The organism is Pseudoalteromonas sp. 2CM32C (assembly GCF_023161925.1).
Taxonomy (GTDB): domain Bacteria; phylum Pseudomonadota; class Gammaproteobacteria; order Enterobacterales; family Alteromonadaceae; genus Pseudoalteromonas; species Pseudoalteromonas marina.
Genome location: NZ_JALNTI010000002.1, coordinates 355,786 through 372,958, shown reverse-complemented (window position 1 = coordinate 372,958; position 17,173 = coordinate 355,786). Strand labels below are relative to the sequence as shown.

Below are 17,173 nucleotides of genomic sequence, written 5' to 3'. Positions count from 1 at the left end.
TTTGCTGGCTTTTTTATGCCATTTAAGGGCGTTTAAATCTAATTGAAATTAACAACATAAAAATTAATAACCCACCAAGCGACCCTCCACTAGAGCTTGAACCGCTATTAGTTTGAGATTGTGCTACCGTTACGGATAAGTCATCACTAATAACCTCTCCCGTAATTGTGTCGGTTATAGTTAAAGTAACAGAATAACTGCCAGCATTTTGATACGTATGACTTGGGTTTTGAACTTGAGAAAGCTCACTGCCGTCACCAAAATCCCAGCTATATGTATAATTTTTAAACCCACCTATGACATCCGCGTTAAATTGGACCGTTAAATTATTTGTTGAAAAAACGGTATTAACTGCAAGTGGAACATTTACGTTTACATTTACGTTTTGAGATACCGACATTCCTTGGTCGTCAGTCACTGTTAGCGACAATAAATAATCACCCGAGTGTAAATAGTCATATGAAATGCTCTGTGATGCTAGCGAACTGCCGTCGCCTAAATTCCACAAATAACTGTATGGTGCTAACCCTCCTGCAACTTCAGCTTTTGCCGTTAGTAGCCCTTGTGTTATTTCGTAATCAATTTCAGTAATACTCAGGGGTGCGACAATAATGACTGTTGTTGTTGCTACCTGCTCTTCTTCACCGTTGCTTGCAGTAAATTTAACATCATAGCGTCCGTAACTCTCAAAAACGTGCGAAGGGGATAACTCAGAACTTGTTCTGCCGTCACCAAAATCCCAAGTAAACGTATCGGATGGCGAAAGCGTCAATCCATCAACTGTAAAATCTGCTGTGAAATCTGAGAGTGAGTAACTAATGCCATTTGATGGCTCGTAATTTAATAATATTTCTATGCTTTGATTATCGTTTTCTTGGTTTGTGAGCGTAAAACCAAAGCCAACTTGTGGTAATTTAACACCCGATTCAGCTTGTTCTGCAAAGCCATAGTCCATCTCGTCACTAAAAGAGCTGATAGCAGATAAATCGTCATCTCCTAGACCTGCTCGTTGAGCATAAAGGCTAAATGCGGCATCTCTTATTTGAATAGCGGTATTTGCTGGTGATTGCGTGCCTCCTTTATTGATAGCACGCTGATCTGCGTCAACAACCAATGCAAAACCACTACCAGGGTGCTCAGTTGTATTGTTATCAGTGTGCGACTCATCGCTGTACCACAGTAATAATCCCGGCGAGTAACCTTCTTTTTGTAATCCACTATCTATACCCGAATAGTCACGCAAATGCAGGTAGTAGTAAGATGGCATAGCAAATACATAACTCCCTACTTTTGCAAACCCGGATAAGGTCGTATTACTTTGAGTTTCTGCGTTATTTTGCCAAATTAATGAACCATTTTGCTCAATGCGCATATCGTCAATAACAAAACCATAATAATGCGTATTAGCGTCTGTTAAGTATTGTACTTGTAACTCTATTGTTTGCCCTGCATAAGCAGATAAATCAAATTGATGCGTTAAGTATCCGTTAGGAAGTTGTGCATCAGGATTTAAAAATGAATCACCTGTAATATAAGGACCAATATTGCCATAGAAAGGGTTAGTAGGTTGCGTATAGTTACCCGCGATTGGCACACCATTAACCTTTATTTGAACTAAGTCATAATCTTGCTCAATGCTATAAAAAGCAACAAAGCTCAGCATAAGCGACTCTGTCGTGCTTGGTAAATTAATGGTGTTCACTAAGCGAGTATTAAGATTATCGCCGGTATTTGAATAATATTGAAAAACGCCTTCTACTGGTGTTTTAAATTTTTCAAGCCTTGGTGGTAATGTGACCTTTACTTGGCTTTGTGATTTAGACGTACTTGATGCGTTATTAATCACTTGCACTGGGTTCGTAACAACCTCATCCATATCAAGGCTAAGCTGGTTTACCCAATTACCTTGGTAGCGTGTTTGAAGATATTCTAGCGCATATGGGCTAAACATTACTGGCTCAGACCCGCGTGGTGAACCCGCCCACGTACCTGACGACATAACCGACCATGAGGCTACAGGCTCACCTACCGTATTAGACTGTAAATCGTATTCATCTTTTAAACCTAAATCGTGGCCAAACTCATGAACAACAACACCGATGGCGGCATCAATAGGGTTTATTGTGTAACCAAATAGTTTTATATCACTCCCAACAACTTCAGTTGGTTGGCTATTTTCGTCTAAAACATAATAACGATGTGACCAAATTGCATCTGTTGATAAATAACCCCCGCCCGACTCCTCACCAATACTAGAATGAAAAATCATAACATGATCGATTATCCCATTTGGTTCGTCGGTAATACCATCACCGTCTATGTCATCAAGATCAGTTAAGTCATAATCAGCCAAATTAATATTAAATTGTGCAACCGCTTTTTCAACAGCTTCTTTTACAAGGCTCGGCGCATTTTTATCTCGGGTAGAGCCTAAACGTTCACCATAAAATTTAGCGTTATTTTTTGCAGTTACCCACCCGTAAACTTGCCCTTCAAAATTAAGGCTGTTGCCAGAAGCCGCTTTATAATAATCGGCCGCCGATAAAAGAACCTGTCCGTCAGGGCCTTCATAGCCGTTAGTGTTAAACAGCATCTGCTGGTAATGATCTGGGGAGTAGTCGGTATAAAACATATCAGTGTCTTGGGGAGTTAACTGGTTTTCGTCGTGCTTTAAATCAGGAAAATCAACTAAAATAGTTAATACTTTAACGGTATTAACTCTATCATCTGGGGTTAACTCCGATGAAAAACTAGATTGTTGGCTAGATAAGAGCCCCTTTTGTATTGAGTTATATGTAGATAAACGAGGTAGCTGGCTAAACCCATTTTTTAATGCTACTTGCACAGGTGATTGATTATTGACGTATTCATTGTAAGACGCTTCTAACTCATCGGAAGTTAAGTCTTCTTTTTTATTAAGCCAATACAAAATACGTTCTTTGTTGGTTACACCTATATCGTGCGGAGTAGATGTTTTAGCTACAGTTATAGAGCTAAACAACGTAGTAATAAGTGTAAGTAACGCTATTTTGTTCACTGTATATTCCTCAAACAATTTGTTAAGCACATCATACCTAATAACAACTATTTAAACATGTTATAAACCAGCTTTAAGTATACGTTAGCAATCTATAATTGCTTAATACTAAAACAACAGCAAACAAAGCAAAAATAAGCGCGCTGCATATTATCTCCCTAAAAACTTCAAATTAAACGTACAAAAAGCAACAAACCACTAAAAAACAATAAAAAACGAATTTAAAATGCAAAAAACAACATTCAAGGTTGACATAAACACTTAAAACACTTAAAAATAAACCCATATAAAATTTCACACCAAAGCAGTGTTTTGCTGAGTAGAGTAAATAACTATGAAAACACAATTTAACCTTCTAGTCGTTCTCGTACTGGTCTTAGTAATAAGCCCAGCGGGGATGTATTAAAAGGTAATACTGCTTTTTAAAAACCCCCGCACCACGCGGGGGTTTTTTTATGCACAAAAAAAGCGCAGAGGAATGAGGATGAGCAAACAAGAGTATAATGGCTCTGAACTAGTCGTTCAGGCATTAAAAGAATTAAAGGTAAAATATATATTTGGCTACCCAGGTGGCTCAGTATTAGATTTATACGATGCACTTTTTCAACAAAATGATATTGAGCACATCTTAGTTAGGCATGAACAAGCAGCAACACACATGGCTGACGGTTATGCACGTGCTACTGGTGAGGTCGGTGTTGTTCTTGCTACTTCAGGCCCTGGTGCTACAAATTGTATAACCGGTATTGCAACTGCGTACATGGACTCAATTCCGATGGTTGTATTATCTGGGCAGGTACCTACTAGTCTAATTGGTGACGACGCCTTCCAAGAAACAGACATAGTGGGTTGCTCTCGACCAATTGTAAAACACAGCTTTAACTGCAGAAGTGCACAAGAAATACCTGCAATATTGGCAAAAGCTTTTTATATTGCAAGCACTGGTCGCCCTGGGCCTGTTGTTGTTGAGCTACCAAAAGATATGCTTAACCCTGCTGTCAAATTTGAATACGACTTCCCTGCAACGACTGAACTTCGAACTTACAGCCCAAATACCAAAGGCCATTCAAAACAAATTAGAAAAGCAGTGGCCGCTATATTGGAAGCTAAAAAGCTAGTTATATATTCTGGGGGTGGCATTATCATTTCAAACACCTCAGAGCAATTAACACGCTTAGTAGAATCATTGAATGCACCTATTACCAACACTTTAATGGGTTTAGGTGGTATTTCAGGGGTTCACCCTAACTTTATCGGTATGCTCGGGATGCACGGCACGCTAGAGGCCAACAAAGCTATGGCAAATGCCGACGTTATATTGGCATTAGGCGCTCGCTTTGATGATCGGGTTACAAATAACGTTAAAAAGTTTTGCCCTAATGCGACTATTGTTCACGTAGATGTAGACCCTACCTCTATTTCTAAAACCATTAAAGCGCATATACCTGTTGTAGGTTGTTTAGACACTGTACTTAAACAGCTACAAGACGGCATAGACAAAAGCACAATTAAAATAGATCGCAGTGCACAAGAAGATTGGTGGCGACAAATTATTAGCTGGCGTGAACAAAAATGTTTGGGTTACAAACAAAGCCCTTCAGAAAAAATCAAGCCTCAAGCTGTCATTGAAGCGCTTTATAAAGCAACAGACGGCGAAGCATACATCAGCTCTGATGTAGGGCAGCATCAAATGTTTGCAGCACAGTATTACCCATTTAAATACCCTCGCCAATGGATCAATTCAGGCGGATTAGGCACTATGGGCTTTGGTTTACCGGCTGCCATGGGCGTTAAGCTCGCATTTCCTGATAAAGAGTCGGTGTGCGTAACTGGCGATGGTTCTATTCAAATGAACATTCAAGAGCTTTCTACGTGCTTGCAGTACAACTTAGCCGTTAAAGTCGTCTCTCTTAACAACCGCTCATTAGGAATGGTACGCCAATGGCAAGATATGGTGTACGGCGGTCGTCATTCATCATCTTACATGGACTCACTACCTGACTTTATAAAATTAGTTGAAAGCTATGGCCACGTAGGCATTCAGGTAAACACACTTGACGAGCTTCAACCCGCGATTGATAAAGCAATGAGCATAACGGATCGTCTAGTATTTTTAGACATACTTGTCGACGAAAAAGAACATGTGTACCCAATGCAAATTAAATTAGGTGGCATTGACGAAATGTGGTTACGTAAAGGAGTTAAAGCATAATGCGTCGTATTTTATCAATATTATTAGAAAACGAACCCGGTGCACTATCTCGTATTGTTGGACTATTTTCACAACGAGCATATAACATTGACAGCCTAACGGTAGGTACTACTGACGATCAGTCTTTATCGCGCATTACCATAACAACAATGGGTGACGACCGAATTGTTGAACAAATTACCAAGCAAGTTAACAAGCTCGTTGATGTATTAAAAATTATTGATTTAACAGAAATGAGCCACATTGAACGAGAACTACTCCTTGTAAAAGTATTTGCACAAGACGAAACAACGCGTGCCGCAGTTACTCGTGTAGTAGATGTGTTTAAAGGTGATATTTTAGATATGGGCCGTCAGAGTTACAGCTTACAACTTGTGAGCAGCACAGACAAAATAGAATCATTTTTAGATACGCTACGCCATGAAACAGATATCATAGAAGTTGTACGTTCAGGCGCAGTTGGAATTGGTAGAGGCGATAAAGCCTTAAAAGCATAACTTTTCAAATACTGAGCCGTTACATTACGGCTTTTTCAACACAAAAAAAAAGGGCTTATTAGCCCTTTTTACAATTAATTTGTAAAACCAATTATAGGTTTACTTGGTCTTTAAGACCTTTACCTGCTTTAAAGCTTGGGATAGTTGCCGCTGCGATTTGGATCTCAGCACCCGTTTGAGGGTTACGGCCTGTGCGTGCAGCACGTTCTTTAACTGAGAAAGTACCAAAACCAACTAATGCTACTGAATCACCTTCTTTAAGTGCAGAAGTTACAGCGCCAGTAAATGCGTCAAGAGCACGTGTAGCTGCGGCTTTAGAAATTTCCGCGTCAGTAGCAATTTTTTCAACTAATTGAGCTTTATTCATTGTTAGATTCCTATTCGTTATTATTTTGCCTTCGCAAAACCTATCTTTATGTATTTTTTAAAAGTTAGCAACAGCAAATTGCAATTTTTAGTTAAAATCTTATAAAACACATAAAATTATATTAATTTCCGCTAAAATACAGCATCTTGTGTTAACAAAGACTTAATTTTTGTACAATTTTGGTGCATGTTAATCAGCATATAAAAACTATATTTTTTCGATAACTAAGGTCACTTCCCCGACCTCGACACCAAACTTAACAATAGATGTGCGGTTAATCAAGCGCGATTGTGTTACCAAGTACATCCAATCATCAAAATTAACTTCTAAAGTACTTCCGTCATAAGGGAGTTCTACGTTGTAGTTCCAATGAAATACACTGCCATCACTTTTACCTTGTGCAACGCCAAGAACGTCTGCAGCAGTCCCTGTAAGGGTGTTATCGTCATTAAGGGTTATTTTCCAGATGCGTTTTTGTGTTTCACCATCATCATATACAAAGTCTTCTTCTATGACGCCCTGGTTGCCCTCCCACGTAGCGTTCATATCAACTACCAACTTACGGGTTAACTCACCTTTAAAGTCTTGCACTACGCCGTATGCTTTTAATTTGCCGCTAAAGAAGGTCTTAAAGTCAAAATTGGGAGTTGTTTTACTGTAGTGTTCTACATTAGGGGCTGAGCAACTAACCAAAAAAAGTGCAAATACACACACAAAAATCGTTTTTAACGCGTTATTAATAATCATTTTAATTTCCTAATAGTTTTTTTCTTAAAGCTGGCTCTGACGTATTTTTACCTAACCAAATAGCTAAAAAATCACTTGAAAACGCAACATCATCAATTACGCCAACTTCGCTATCGTTATGCAAAAAAGTACTTTTGCCTTCTTTATCAGTTATCAGCGTTAACGAATCACCTTTACCTATGTTTGGCCAAATAGACAAAAGCACCTCATCGTACTTGCCGACTAGATTTTTTTTACCTATGTGATCCCACTGCTCATTGGTTGCTTTAACTATATCTTTGGCGTCAAAATCACGTAAATAGGTCAGCTTAAATTTGACGGGGTGTTCACCCAAAGCATAATCGCCAGAAGGGGTATACAAGGTGGCGTCATAAACATCCCAAAACAAGTATTCCATTCTACCCTCGCCCACTTTGCTAAATTCAACATTAGCAAAGGCAGAAGTAGACAATAAAAGACATAAAACAGTTATGGTTATGATTGATTTCACGATTAAAGTCCTTCTTTTAATAACAAATAAAAGGGTAAACTAATTTTGACTTGCTAAAATAATCGACTTAATTTTTTGGTTTATAAATACAATAAACGTAAAGGCTGCCGACCAAATAACACCGTAGGCTACCCAAAACTGCCATAGCGGTAAGCCTAAATTAATTACGTTAAAACGCGCACCCGCCCAGTAGCTAGCTGGCGCAAAAATAAGGCAAACAACAAATACCTGCCAAAGTCTTAATCGACTTAAAAAATGCATCGATGTATTTAATGAAAGAAGCAACGCGGCCCATAGAAGTACCAGCCAAATTGGAAAAGGATCAACTTTAAATGAAAGTAGACCAAGCTCCACCGCTATGTATTCAAGTAGCAAAGCAATAGGAAGTGCTTTTAATAGCAATAATGCATCTTGTTTTTTTTGCTTTGACAAATAAAACATTAAGACAATGATTCCAGCGCTAAATAAAAGTGATTGTCCTTCAAGCAGTAATGATAAAAACCAGACTGCTTGAAACAAGACAAAATTAATAAGCGAGTGCAATTTCATCTACATTGCTACTAAAGCGAGGTTTACGCGCCATTAAATGTACAGTACTGGTTGCACGCGTTCTAAATGCGCCTTCACAGTACGCAAAATAAAATAACCATAACCTATAAAAGCGGTCATCAAATTTCGTGCGGTCTAGATCTGGCCAACTTTTGATAAAGCGTTCACGCCAGTCAGCTAAGGTTCGTGCGTAATGCGTTCCAATATCACTAACAGTATGGATAACCATATCTGTGTTATTTTTGATTTGCTCACTCATTTCGTTTAATGAGGGTAAACACCCACCAGGGAAAATATACTGTTGGATAAAATCTGAATTTTTAAGGTAGTGCTTGTATCGCTGATCGCTTATGGTGATTGCTTGTATCAACATTGCGCCATCGTCTTTGAGTAGCGAACCACACTGGGTAAAAAAGCTAGGTAAATATTCGTGGCCAACCGCTTCAATCATTTCAATCGAAACGAGTTTGTCGTATTTGCCCGTGAGTAGTCTGTAATCAAGCTTAAGAAGCGTAATTTTGTTCTCTAAGCCTAACTCTTTAATTTTTTCTGCAACAAAGTCATGTTGCTCGTCAGATATTGTAGTAGTCGTCACGTGGCAGTCGTAATGTGTTGCTGCGTAAATGGCAAATGCGCCCCATCCAGTGCCAATTTCTATAACGGAATCGCCAGGTTGCAATTCTACTTGTTCACATATGCGCTTTAATTTGTACTGCTGCGCGTCCTCTAGACTGGCATCTTTTGATGGATAAACAGCACACGAGTAAAGCATTTCTTTACTCAAAAACGATTCGTATAAATCGTTACCTAGATCATAGTGAGCAACTATATTTTTTTTAGAGCCTGACTCAGAATTTTTATTTTTTAAATGAGTTAGTCTGTGGGCAATGTTGCTGAAAAACGCGAATTTTTTCTCAAACTCGTCTAACTGTTTTTCATTTATAGCAAATAACTCAATTAGTCGGGTTAGATTGTCACAACTCCATTGACCTAAAATGTAAGACTCGCCTGCACCAACACTTCCAGATAATGCAAACGCCTTGTACATCGCTTTGTCGTGAATTGTTACCGTTACTTTTAAGTCGGATGATGCATCTCCAAAAACAAGCTGCAGATCTTCATCAATAACGGTGATTTGCCCTGTTTCTATTGAAGAAAAAGCTTTAAATACTAATTTTTTATAAAGCCCTGTAAACCAGCCTGTGTTTTGTTCGCAATTTAAGCTAGACACTTTTTCCATTAGAACACCTATATTATTTTTATTACTGCTTGTATGTAATTTGTGACTTTTAAGAATGACCTAAAAAAGGCACTCTTTTTATAAACAGCTTCAACGCTTGGTAATAAATACCTTTAAATATTGTCCACGTCATTGCTGGGAATCGTTTTAACAACTGACTCATTTCTTTTTCAGTCAGTTCTTTGCGGGTTAATCGAAGAGTAGCATCAAATAGCAATTCTCCATCCCGTTTATTTTCAATATGAATCAATGTTTTATCTTGCGTTAACCTAATTGTCCAATGATAGTTCATATCAAGGTTCATAAAAGGTGATACGGAAAATACTTTTTTAAAGTTCACTTTTTTTTCTAGTGGTATCAAGTAGTAGTGTCGCTCGTTCCATGGTGTATTACTAACTTCAGCCACCATGTACTTAAATTCACTGTCGCTATGACCATAAAAGAAGAAGTTTACTGGGCTAAAATAAATACCAAAGCAACGGAGCTGTCCAAGCATGTATACATGGTTAAAAGTCTCAGTTACACCAAGCGATAATAACTGATGATTTGCACGTTCAATGATTGACGCATCATTATTGTGGGGCTTATTAACAAAGTAGTCTGATTCGTTAAACTTTAATGCTTTTGAACCAGACGTACCTAACCATTTATGCTTATTGTTCAATTGCTCTGGGTTGTTGAGATCAACCCACATCATATAAAGTGGATTACTAAAATGATGAGTCTTAACAGCAAAACGGCGATGCTTAACATCGCCTAAATAAACAGCACTAGTCAAATTCAACCCCTAGCTGCCTTGCCACATCTACACCACTGCGTACACCATCTTCATGAAAGCCGTTGTACCAATAGGCACCACAAAAATAACTATTATTTTGACCATCGATCGTTTGTTTAAGCCCTTGCGCAGCAATAGACTCTTTGTTGAAAACAGGGTGATGATAAGTGAATTCACGCAATATTTTGCTTTTATCTATCCCTTCAAGGTGGTTTAACGTAACGCAAAACTGCGTGTCTGATTGAATACCTTGCAATATATTCATCTGGTAGGTAACAACAGCTGCTTTATCGGTATTATTATTTAATAAATAATTCCAACTAGCCCAAGCGGCTTTTCTGTCAGGTAGTAAATTTGTATCTGTATGAAGTACTACTGAATTTTCAGTGTAAGGAATTGCGCCAAGTACTGATTTTTCTTGGCTTGTTGCATCACCAAGTAGTTTGAGTGCTTGGTCTGAGTGGCACGCAAAAATAACTTTATCAAAAACGTGCTGCTCACCACTGGCAAGCTCAATGGTTACATCGTCATTTGCACGTGTTACCGATTTAATATCAGTGTTAAGTTTTATTCTGTCAGCAAACCCTTTAATTAATGGGTTTATGTATTCACGTGAACCACCAGGTACAACATACCATTGCGGCCTATTTGTGATATCTAAAAGGCCATGATTAAAGAAAAACTTTACAAAAAACTCTACGCCTACGTTTTCCATTTCTTTAATACTAGTAGACCAAATAGCTGCGCCCATAGGTAAAATATAATGATATTTAAAAAAGTCGTTAAACTGATTTTCATTAAGTAGCTGACCGAGTGTTTGCGATTGCTGATATTCGCCTTTTTCGTGTATTGCTTTACATAGTTTGTTAAATTTAACTATGTCAGATAACAAGCGCCAAAATTTAGGCCTAAAAATATTTCTTCTTTGTGCAAATAAACTGGTGAAGGTATGGCCATTGTACTCAAAGCCTGTTGCCTCATTATGAACACTGAAACTCATTTGGGTTTCTTGCTTTTTTATACCAATACGCGCAAGTAACTTTTCAAAATAAGGGTAGGTTCGGTTATTAAAAACAATAAATCCGGTATCCACGGCGTAATTAACGCCCTTAACATCTACGTCAACAGTCGCAGTGTGCCCGCCAATGTAATCGTTTTTTTCAAATAAAGTGACATCGTAGTGTTTGTGAAGCAAATGCCCACATGTTAAACCTGATACACCAGTTCCTATTATTGCTATTTTTTTCAACGGGTTAATCCTTTTGCTATTTTAAGCCAAAGCGGTAAAGGCAATACCCGCAATGCTTTTAATATAAGCGTAAAGCGATACGGAAAGTGTACCTCTTTACGTCGTTTGTTTATTCCTTTGATCATATAATCTGCCGCTTCTTCAGCGGTCACTGCCATAGGCATGGGAAAATCATTTTTTTCGGTCAGAGGGGTTTTTACAAACCCTGGGTGAACTAACGTGACATCCACATTCATCAAATCAACGGCTAGGCTTTTAGCTAAATAACTTACGCCCGCTTTAGACGCCCCATAAGCCTCGGAGCGTGGTAACGGTAAGTATGTAACGCTTGAGCTAACAATAACTAATTGACCGCCACTTTTAACTTTAGGGAGTAATGCTTCTAAGCAGTAGCCAACCGACAGTAAATTTGCATTAATTACGCGCTCAAACAGAGCGCTATCAAAGTTTTTTGCGTCGTCTATGTATTCACAATTGCCCGCATTAAGAATTACTCGGTCAAAGTGTGGGTATCCAATGGTTGCTTCTTTAATATCTTTTAGGCTTGTTGCATCAAACTTACAACTTTCTATGTTGTTATGTTTTGAAAGCTCAGCTAGTTTTTCTGTATTACGTCCACATGCAATAACGGTGTCGCCCATTTGTGCATATTTAATAGCTAGTTGTTCGCCAATGCCTGACGTTGCGCCTGTAATTAAGGTAACCATAATTAGCCCGCCCTCTTATCAATGTAACTAACTACACTACCTAGAATTGGAATATGCTTGTAAAGTAGTTCGCCAACGTTGAAATAATCACGATGCTTAACAATTTTATCATTATCAAAAGTTAGTTTACTGTGCCCCTGCACAGATATGGTTTTACCAGAAGCCAGTTTGGGATGTGAATAATGCATTGTCCAATAAACAAATGCATTGTTGTTGATACCAAACGAATCCGTTATATCAAATTGACAATGCTTAACATTGCTATATAAATTTGCAAAATAGTCACGCAAACTTTCAATGCCGTTAATTTCGTGCATCGGATCAATAAATTGAATATTGTCGGCATAAATGTCACTTAATAAGTCCAAATTAGAGCTATTAAGTTGCTGGTAAATATCAACAAAATTATCTACTGGTAACTGGTTATCCATATCATACCTTAAATGCAGCGAGCGCACGTTCACGTGCAGCTTTGTGGTCAACAATTGCTGGCCAGTAACATTCACTTCCCTTGCCTGTTGCAGCTAAGTAAGTATGCGGAAAATGAATGTGTTTATCTGGCACATTTTCAAGCTCAGGCAAATACTTACGTATAAACTTACCTGTTGGATCAAAGCGCTCACTTTGAGTAATAGGGTTGAAAATCCTAAAATACGGTTGTGCATCACACCCTGTGCTTGCAGCCCACTGCCAGCCACCATTATTAGAAGCTAAATCGCCATCAATAAGGTGCTGCATAAAAAATCGCTCACCTTCACGCCAGTCAATTAATAGGTGTTTAGTTAAAAAGCTGGCCACTACCATTCTTAAACGGTTATGCATCCATCCAGTTTGCTTGAGCTGTAACATAGCTGCGTCTACGAGTGGGTAACCCGTACGTCCTTCGCACCACGCGTTAAATTCTTTTTCACTTTTTCGCCATTCAACAGGATTGTATTTCTCGTTAAAGTTTTCACCACGAGAGAGCTTCGGGTACTCTGCAATAAGATGCCTGTAAAACTCTCGCCAAATAAGCTCGTTAACCCACGTGAATGTTTTACTTTTTGATGTAGTCAGAATGTCGGGGTAACGTTGCTGTATATTAATTAGCAACTGCTTTGGGCTAATAATGCCCAGCGCTAAATACGGGCTCAAACCCGATGTACCTTTAATACTGGGGATATCACGCTGATCGTCGTAGCTTGTTAACTTATCGCAAATAAAATTATCAACAACACTCAAAAGTGTTTCATCATCAACAGGCCATTTATCCGAACTACCATCGCTTTCAAGGTGCTGGCTTTTTTCAATTTTTATAGGGTTTTGTTCTAGTGGCCATTGCGCCAAGCTAAAGTGAGTATCTTGATACTGTTTTAACCATGCGCGTTTAAATGGTGTGAATACTTTATACATTTCATTACTTTGGTTTTTAATGCTACCAACAGGCGCAATTAAATCTCCTTCGTATAATGTAAAAGTAATGGAACGTTTGTCACATTGCGCTAAAATTGCTTTGTCTCGATTTACTTCGTTAAGCTCATATTCTGTATTAGCAATAATATGCTGAAAATCATGAGTTTCACAAAACGAAAGTAGTTCAGATTCACAATCACTAAAGTTAGGAGCGTTTATTACATTAAGCGTGATGCCGAAGTTGGCAAGTTGCTCTTGCAAATAAGTTACACGTCGCTTTAGTAGATCAATTTGTATTGGCGCTGCTTGGTGCTGTTGCCACTGCTTTTCGCAAACAAAAAAAATGGCGTGTTTAGCGCCATTATTTAGCGCTTCTATTAACGCTTCATTCGAAAAAAGGCGCAAATCGCGCCTAAACCAAAATAATGTATTCATTAAATACCAAATCGTAGTTTTAAATCATGAGGATAGGGATTAAAAAACACCTGCTTTTCTAGGTACTCTTTAGGGTGAACTTTTAGATGGTGCTTAAGTAAAGTAAGAGGCACATAAAGCGGCACTAAACCAGAACGATACTCGTCTATTGCTTCACGTAGTTCTTGCTTTTCAACCTTAGCGAGGTCTTTTTTAAAGTAACCTTGTAAATGCATTAAGGTGTTACAGTTATTACGACGAGATGCTGGTTTTTTAAGCCCTGTCATTAAACCTAAAATGTATTCATCGGCCAATGCGTTTATATCATCACCAGCGTAGGTTCCAAGTAACTTGCCAAGCTCTCGATAAGCTTGGTAATTGTGTGCCATTAATAAATACTTATGCTTTGCATGAAATTGCGTTAAGTGATGAACACTTAATGGTTCTTTTACAAGCTGCTGCCAACTGTTTAGAACGTACACGCGCATTACAAAATTTTCACGCAGGTGTATGTCGTTTAACCTACCATTTTCCTCGCAAGGCAAAAGTGGGTTGTGCTTCATAATTTGTTCTGCAAAAAAACCAACGCCCTCTGAGGTGTTACCCGTCCCAGCCTCGTTGTATATTTTTATACGCTCCATGCCACAACTTGGACTTTTTGCACAAAATACAAAACCACTCAACTCTTTAGCTTGCTCAGTAGCAACCTTTATACCGTATTCAGTTAACTGCGGCCCAACATCACCAGAGCCATCAGGACGGCAAACTTTAATTGTGTCGCCAACTCGAACTTGGCGAATTGTAGGTCGAGGTATTGGTAAGCCAACCGCAACCTCAGGACAAAAGCGTGTGTATTCAACATGCTTTGCAAGTTCGTCCATACAAAAGTTTGACCTTTTGTGACCTGTATCAAATCTAACTTTCTCGCCTGCTAAGCAGGCGCTTATACCTATTTTTATTGTAGTTTTTTGCATGTAATCTCTTAGTAGATTAAATTACCAATTGGATTTAGTAATTTACTTAGCCCTTTATTAAAATGTAGCGCACTGCTCACAACTGTAAAGCATAAACACCCATCTTTTGTTATTGGCGTGTGTTGATGACGACCATCTTGCCAAATAAAGTCACCTGGCACGTAGTGTCCGTCTTCATCACAAAACTCACCGTCAAGTAATAGGGTTATTTCAAAACCTGTGTGCGTATGTTCAGGAATTTCACCGCCCGCATCTATGTGCAGTAAACTTGAACGTAATGCACCATCATCTAGTGCTACACGTGAACGGGCTAATTTGCCAACTTGAGTAAACTTGCTGTGCGAAATACGAGTCAGAGCACGAGGGAGTTGGTAATTGTGATCATTTACACTTACTTTAACTGGCTCTACTTCATACACTTCGTCTACAGAATCGTCTGCAGTAATTAAGTCAAGCACATTCATATCAAACTCTTCAAGCAACTGAGATTGATTATTAACTGGTTGCTCAAAAGCTTCGGCGTCTTCACTAAACAAAGCATCTGCATTGCTTGCTTCTATTTTTGATACTTTTTCTTGGCAAACAGGACACATATCCACATGTATCGAAACTGCAAGGCTCAAAGAGGCACTTAACGACGCTGAACAATACTCTGTAAGTAGTGTTTCACTCGGGTGATGTTTAATCATGCTGATCTCCCATTTCATTACGTAATTTCTGCAAGGCTAAACGTAATCGTGATTTTACCGTGCCTACTGGAATATTAAGTTGTTGAGCTAATTGCTCTTGCGACATATCTTGAAAATAAACACCACGAACAACCTCACGTTGAGCAATGGGCAATTTATCAAGGTAGCGTTTAATTTGTTTGTCTTCTAAATGGTCAGTGTATTCGTGATTTGTGTCTTCAGAATCATTAATTAAAGGCCAAATGTCTTCGCTGATGTTTTCTTCTTTATTGCTCTTCATTTTACGAAGCATATCAAATGACGCATTACGCATAACTGTATAAACCCACGTAGTAGCAGCACCCTTATCGCTGTTGTATAAGTGTGCTTTGCGCCATACAGACGTTAATGTTTCTTGTACAAGCTCCATGGCTTGTGCTTCTACACCAAATTGCTTTATTCCAAAGCGTTTAATTTTTGGTGAAAAGTATTCAAATAAATAGGCAAATGCTTTTTTATCACGGTCTTGTGCAACCGATAGTAATGCTTGCATGAGTTCAGAACTAGGCGTTTCTGGCATGGCAGTATACTTACCTGTATTAGGTTCACAACGAGTTGACTGTTGTTGACTTACCATAGTAATTAATCCCATTATTGTTTTGATAAAGGTAATACGTGCAATAAATGCTATGAGATCACATTATTTAGGCAAATTCGTTATTAATTACAGTATGGAGGAAATTAAGTAAGTTATCAAAGTTAGTTTCGAACGCAAGTTGTTGTTTTTTCTCGATCGAAATAGGTAACAACTCAAGCCAACGAGCGGCTATCCAAGCTAAATTATTAAAGTTAGTTGTTTTGTAAAGTAGGCTAAGTTCAGGGTTACCATAAAAAACATTACGCAATGCGTCATGCAATAAAAAATGCTCACCAACTTGTTTGTTTTTATCGCTATACCAGTAAGGCGTTTTGCAATCAGATATTAAACCATGGCGAAGTTCTTCTTCGTCTTGGTAAACATCATTTATTTGAACACTTTTAGACGCAAAAACATCAATAAGCAGCACGTCATTATCGTCTTGGTCAAAGTCGATTATATCAACCAAGCATCCTTGGGCACTAATGTTAAAAGGTGTGTCATGCTCAAACGTACATAGCACAAACCCCGTGTTATTTTTCAATGCGGTTTTAACCATGTTTAAATAACGAGGTTCAAAAATACGCAAACGCGTATAACCTTCAGGTAAAATAAAAATGGGTAATGGGAAAATCGCACGTTTCATAAAGTCTACTTCTATCAATAACACTTCCTTTATTTACGTGCGTTTTTACTAAGTCGATCAGCTTTAAGTAAACCGAATTAATTGCATTATACTTAATTGGTTAAATATTAAGCCACCCACCCATACTCTTTAATGCTTGTACAGATACATACGCAGTTATAATACTCACTACGGGTGCCAACATAAGTGCAAATAATCCAAGTTCGGTACTCATCGCCTTATTCCTTTAAGTTGCTTATTTTGCGTTATTAACTGCAGGGTCTTTACTTTCTGCCGCTTCATTACTCACTAAATCAACAGGCTCAATTAACGTTTCCAGTGTTAATTTTGTATCAAAATAAAGTGTTTCTTTTATAGATTTTTCAAGCTCAATGGTGGTTTGCTTAATGTAGGTAGTTACACTGTTTGTTAAAATATCAGTTACATCTAGGTCCACTTCTGTCGCGTTTACTTGCGAAGAACCTAATACTAATAAACTAGCCATAGCGATTTTAATTGAATGTTTCATAATGGTATTCCTTGTTTGTGTATTGTTTAGACGTAGTTATATACTCAAGGGTTGTGCCAAG

General features: G+C 38.3%; 18 protein-coding genes. 2 read left to right on the top strand and 16 right to left on the bottom strand.

Translation table 11 applies throughout. The features are described from left to right. Positions 1-22 precede the first annotated feature (22 nt). On the bottom strand, positions 23-3,037 hold the full coding sequence (locus MTF67_RS05550) for an immune inhibitor A domain-containing protein (protein WP_248518938.1): 3,015 nt from the start codon (positions 3,035-3,037) through the stop codon (positions 23-25). 484 nt (positions 3,038-3,521) lie between these two features. Here MTF67_RS05550 and MTF67_RS05545 point away from each other — a divergent pair, with 484 nt between their 5' ends. Both MTF67_RS05545 and ilvN read left to right on the top strand, forming a co-directional pair. After that, complete coding sequence (locus tag MTF67_RS05545; protein WP_248518937.1) at positions 3,522-5,249, top strand: acetolactate synthase 3 large subunit; 1,728 nt, start codon at positions 3,522-3,524, stop codon at positions 5,247-5,249. After that, entirely contained in the window at positions 5,249-5,746 is a 498-nt protein-coding gene (gene ilvN / locus MTF67_RS05540) for an acetolactate synthase small subunit (RefSeq protein ID WP_006793425.1), read from the top strand. The genes MTF67_RS05545 and ilvN overlap by 1 nt, the downstream gene beginning before the upstream one ends. Positions 5,747-5,837: 91 nt before the next feature. Here ilvN and MTF67_RS05535 read toward each other — a convergent pair whose 3' ends face one another. From MTF67_RS05535 to MTF67_RS05465, 15 genes are all read right to left on the bottom strand, one after another. Then, positions 5,838-6,113, bottom strand: coding sequence for an HU family DNA-binding protein (locus MTF67_RS05535; protein ID WP_006793424.1), 276 nt, complete (start codon positions 6,111-6,113; stop codon positions 5,838-5,840). Between the two features lie 207 nt (positions 6,114-6,320). Next, complete coding sequence (locus MTF67_RS05530; protein WP_006793423.1) at positions 6,321-6,860, bottom strand: DUF3833 domain-containing protein; 540 nt, start codon at positions 6,858-6,860, stop codon at positions 6,321-6,323. Between the two features lies 1 nt (position 6,861). Beyond that, the gene (locus MTF67_RS05525; protein ID WP_138739736.1) at positions 6,862-7,257 is read right to left on the bottom strand and encodes a chalcone isomerase family protein; all 396 of its coding nucleotides are present in this window, start codon (positions 7,255-7,257) and stop codon (positions 6,862-6,864) included. Between the two features lie 132 nt (positions 7,258-7,389). Then, entirely contained in the window at positions 7,390-7,899 is a 510-nt protein-coding gene (locus MTF67_RS05520; protein ID WP_039037394.1) for a DUF2878 domain-containing protein, read from the bottom strand. Next, entirely contained in the window at positions 7,877-9,139 is a 1,263-nt protein-coding gene (locus tag MTF67_RS05515) for a cyclopropane-fatty-acyl-phospholipid synthase family protein (RefSeq protein WP_039037395.1), read from the bottom strand. The genes MTF67_RS05520 and MTF67_RS05515 overlap by 23 nt, the downstream gene beginning before the upstream one ends. 49 nt (positions 9,140-9,188) lie before the next feature. Continuing rightward, positions 9,189-9,917: a DUF1365 domain-containing protein gene (locus tag MTF67_RS05510; RefSeq protein WP_008129195.1), complete on the bottom strand. Its 729-nt coding sequence runs from the start codon at positions 9,915-9,917 to the stop codon at positions 9,189-9,191. Beyond that, positions 9,910-11,166 (bottom strand): FAD-dependent oxidoreductase, encoded by a 1,257-nt coding sequence (locus tag MTF67_RS05505; RefSeq protein WP_006794852.1) that lies wholly within the window; start codon positions 11,164-11,166, stop codon positions 9,910-9,912. Before MTF67_RS05505 ends, MTF67_RS05510 begins: the two co-directional genes overlap by 8 nt. Next, positions 11,163-11,873, bottom strand: coding sequence for an SDR family NAD(P)-dependent oxidoreductase (locus MTF67_RS05500; RefSeq protein ID WP_039037396.1), 711 nt, complete (start codon positions 11,871-11,873; stop codon positions 11,163-11,165). The genes MTF67_RS05505 and MTF67_RS05500 overlap by 4 nt, the downstream gene beginning before the upstream one ends. Positions 11,874-11,875: 2 nt before the next feature. After that, complete coding sequence (locus tag MTF67_RS05495; protein ID WP_039037397.1) at positions 11,876-12,304, bottom strand: nuclear transport factor 2 family protein; 429 nt, start codon at positions 12,302-12,304, stop codon at positions 11,876-11,878. Between the two features lies 1 nt (position 12,305). Further along, positions 12,306-13,700 (bottom strand): deoxyribodipyrimidine photo-lyase, encoded by a 1,395-nt coding sequence (gene phrB, locus MTF67_RS05490; protein WP_039037398.1) that lies wholly within the window; start codon positions 13,698-13,700, stop codon positions 12,306-12,308. Continuing rightward, positions 13,700-14,653: a DUF523 and DUF1722 domain-containing protein gene (locus MTF67_RS05485; protein WP_006794848.1), complete on the bottom strand. Its 954-nt coding sequence runs from the start codon at positions 14,651-14,653 to the stop codon at positions 13,700-13,702. The genes phrB and MTF67_RS05485 overlap by 1 nt, the downstream gene beginning before the upstream one ends. 8 nt (positions 14,654-14,661) lie before the next feature. Further along, entirely contained in the window at positions 14,662-15,342 is a 681-nt protein-coding gene (locus MTF67_RS05480) for a ChrR family anti-sigma-E factor (RefSeq protein WP_039037399.1), read from the bottom strand. After that, complete coding sequence (locus MTF67_RS05475) at positions 15,335-15,958, bottom strand: sigma-70 family RNA polymerase sigma factor (RefSeq protein WP_008129206.1); 624 nt, start codon at positions 15,956-15,958, stop codon at positions 15,335-15,337. Before MTF67_RS05475 ends, MTF67_RS05480 begins: the two co-directional genes overlap by 8 nt. Positions 15,959-16,025: 67 nt before the next feature. After that, positions 16,026-16,604: an LON peptidase substrate-binding domain-containing protein gene (locus MTF67_RS05470; protein ID WP_033025371.1), complete on the bottom strand. Its 579-nt coding sequence runs from the start codon at positions 16,602-16,604 to the stop codon at positions 16,026-16,028. A 235-nt stretch (positions 16,605-16,839) separates the two neighbouring features. Continuing rightward, complete coding sequence (locus MTF67_RS05465) at positions 16,840-17,112, bottom strand: hypothetical protein (protein WP_039037400.1); 273 nt, start codon at positions 17,110-17,112, stop codon at positions 16,840-16,842. Positions 17,113-17,173 lie beyond the last annotated feature (61 nt).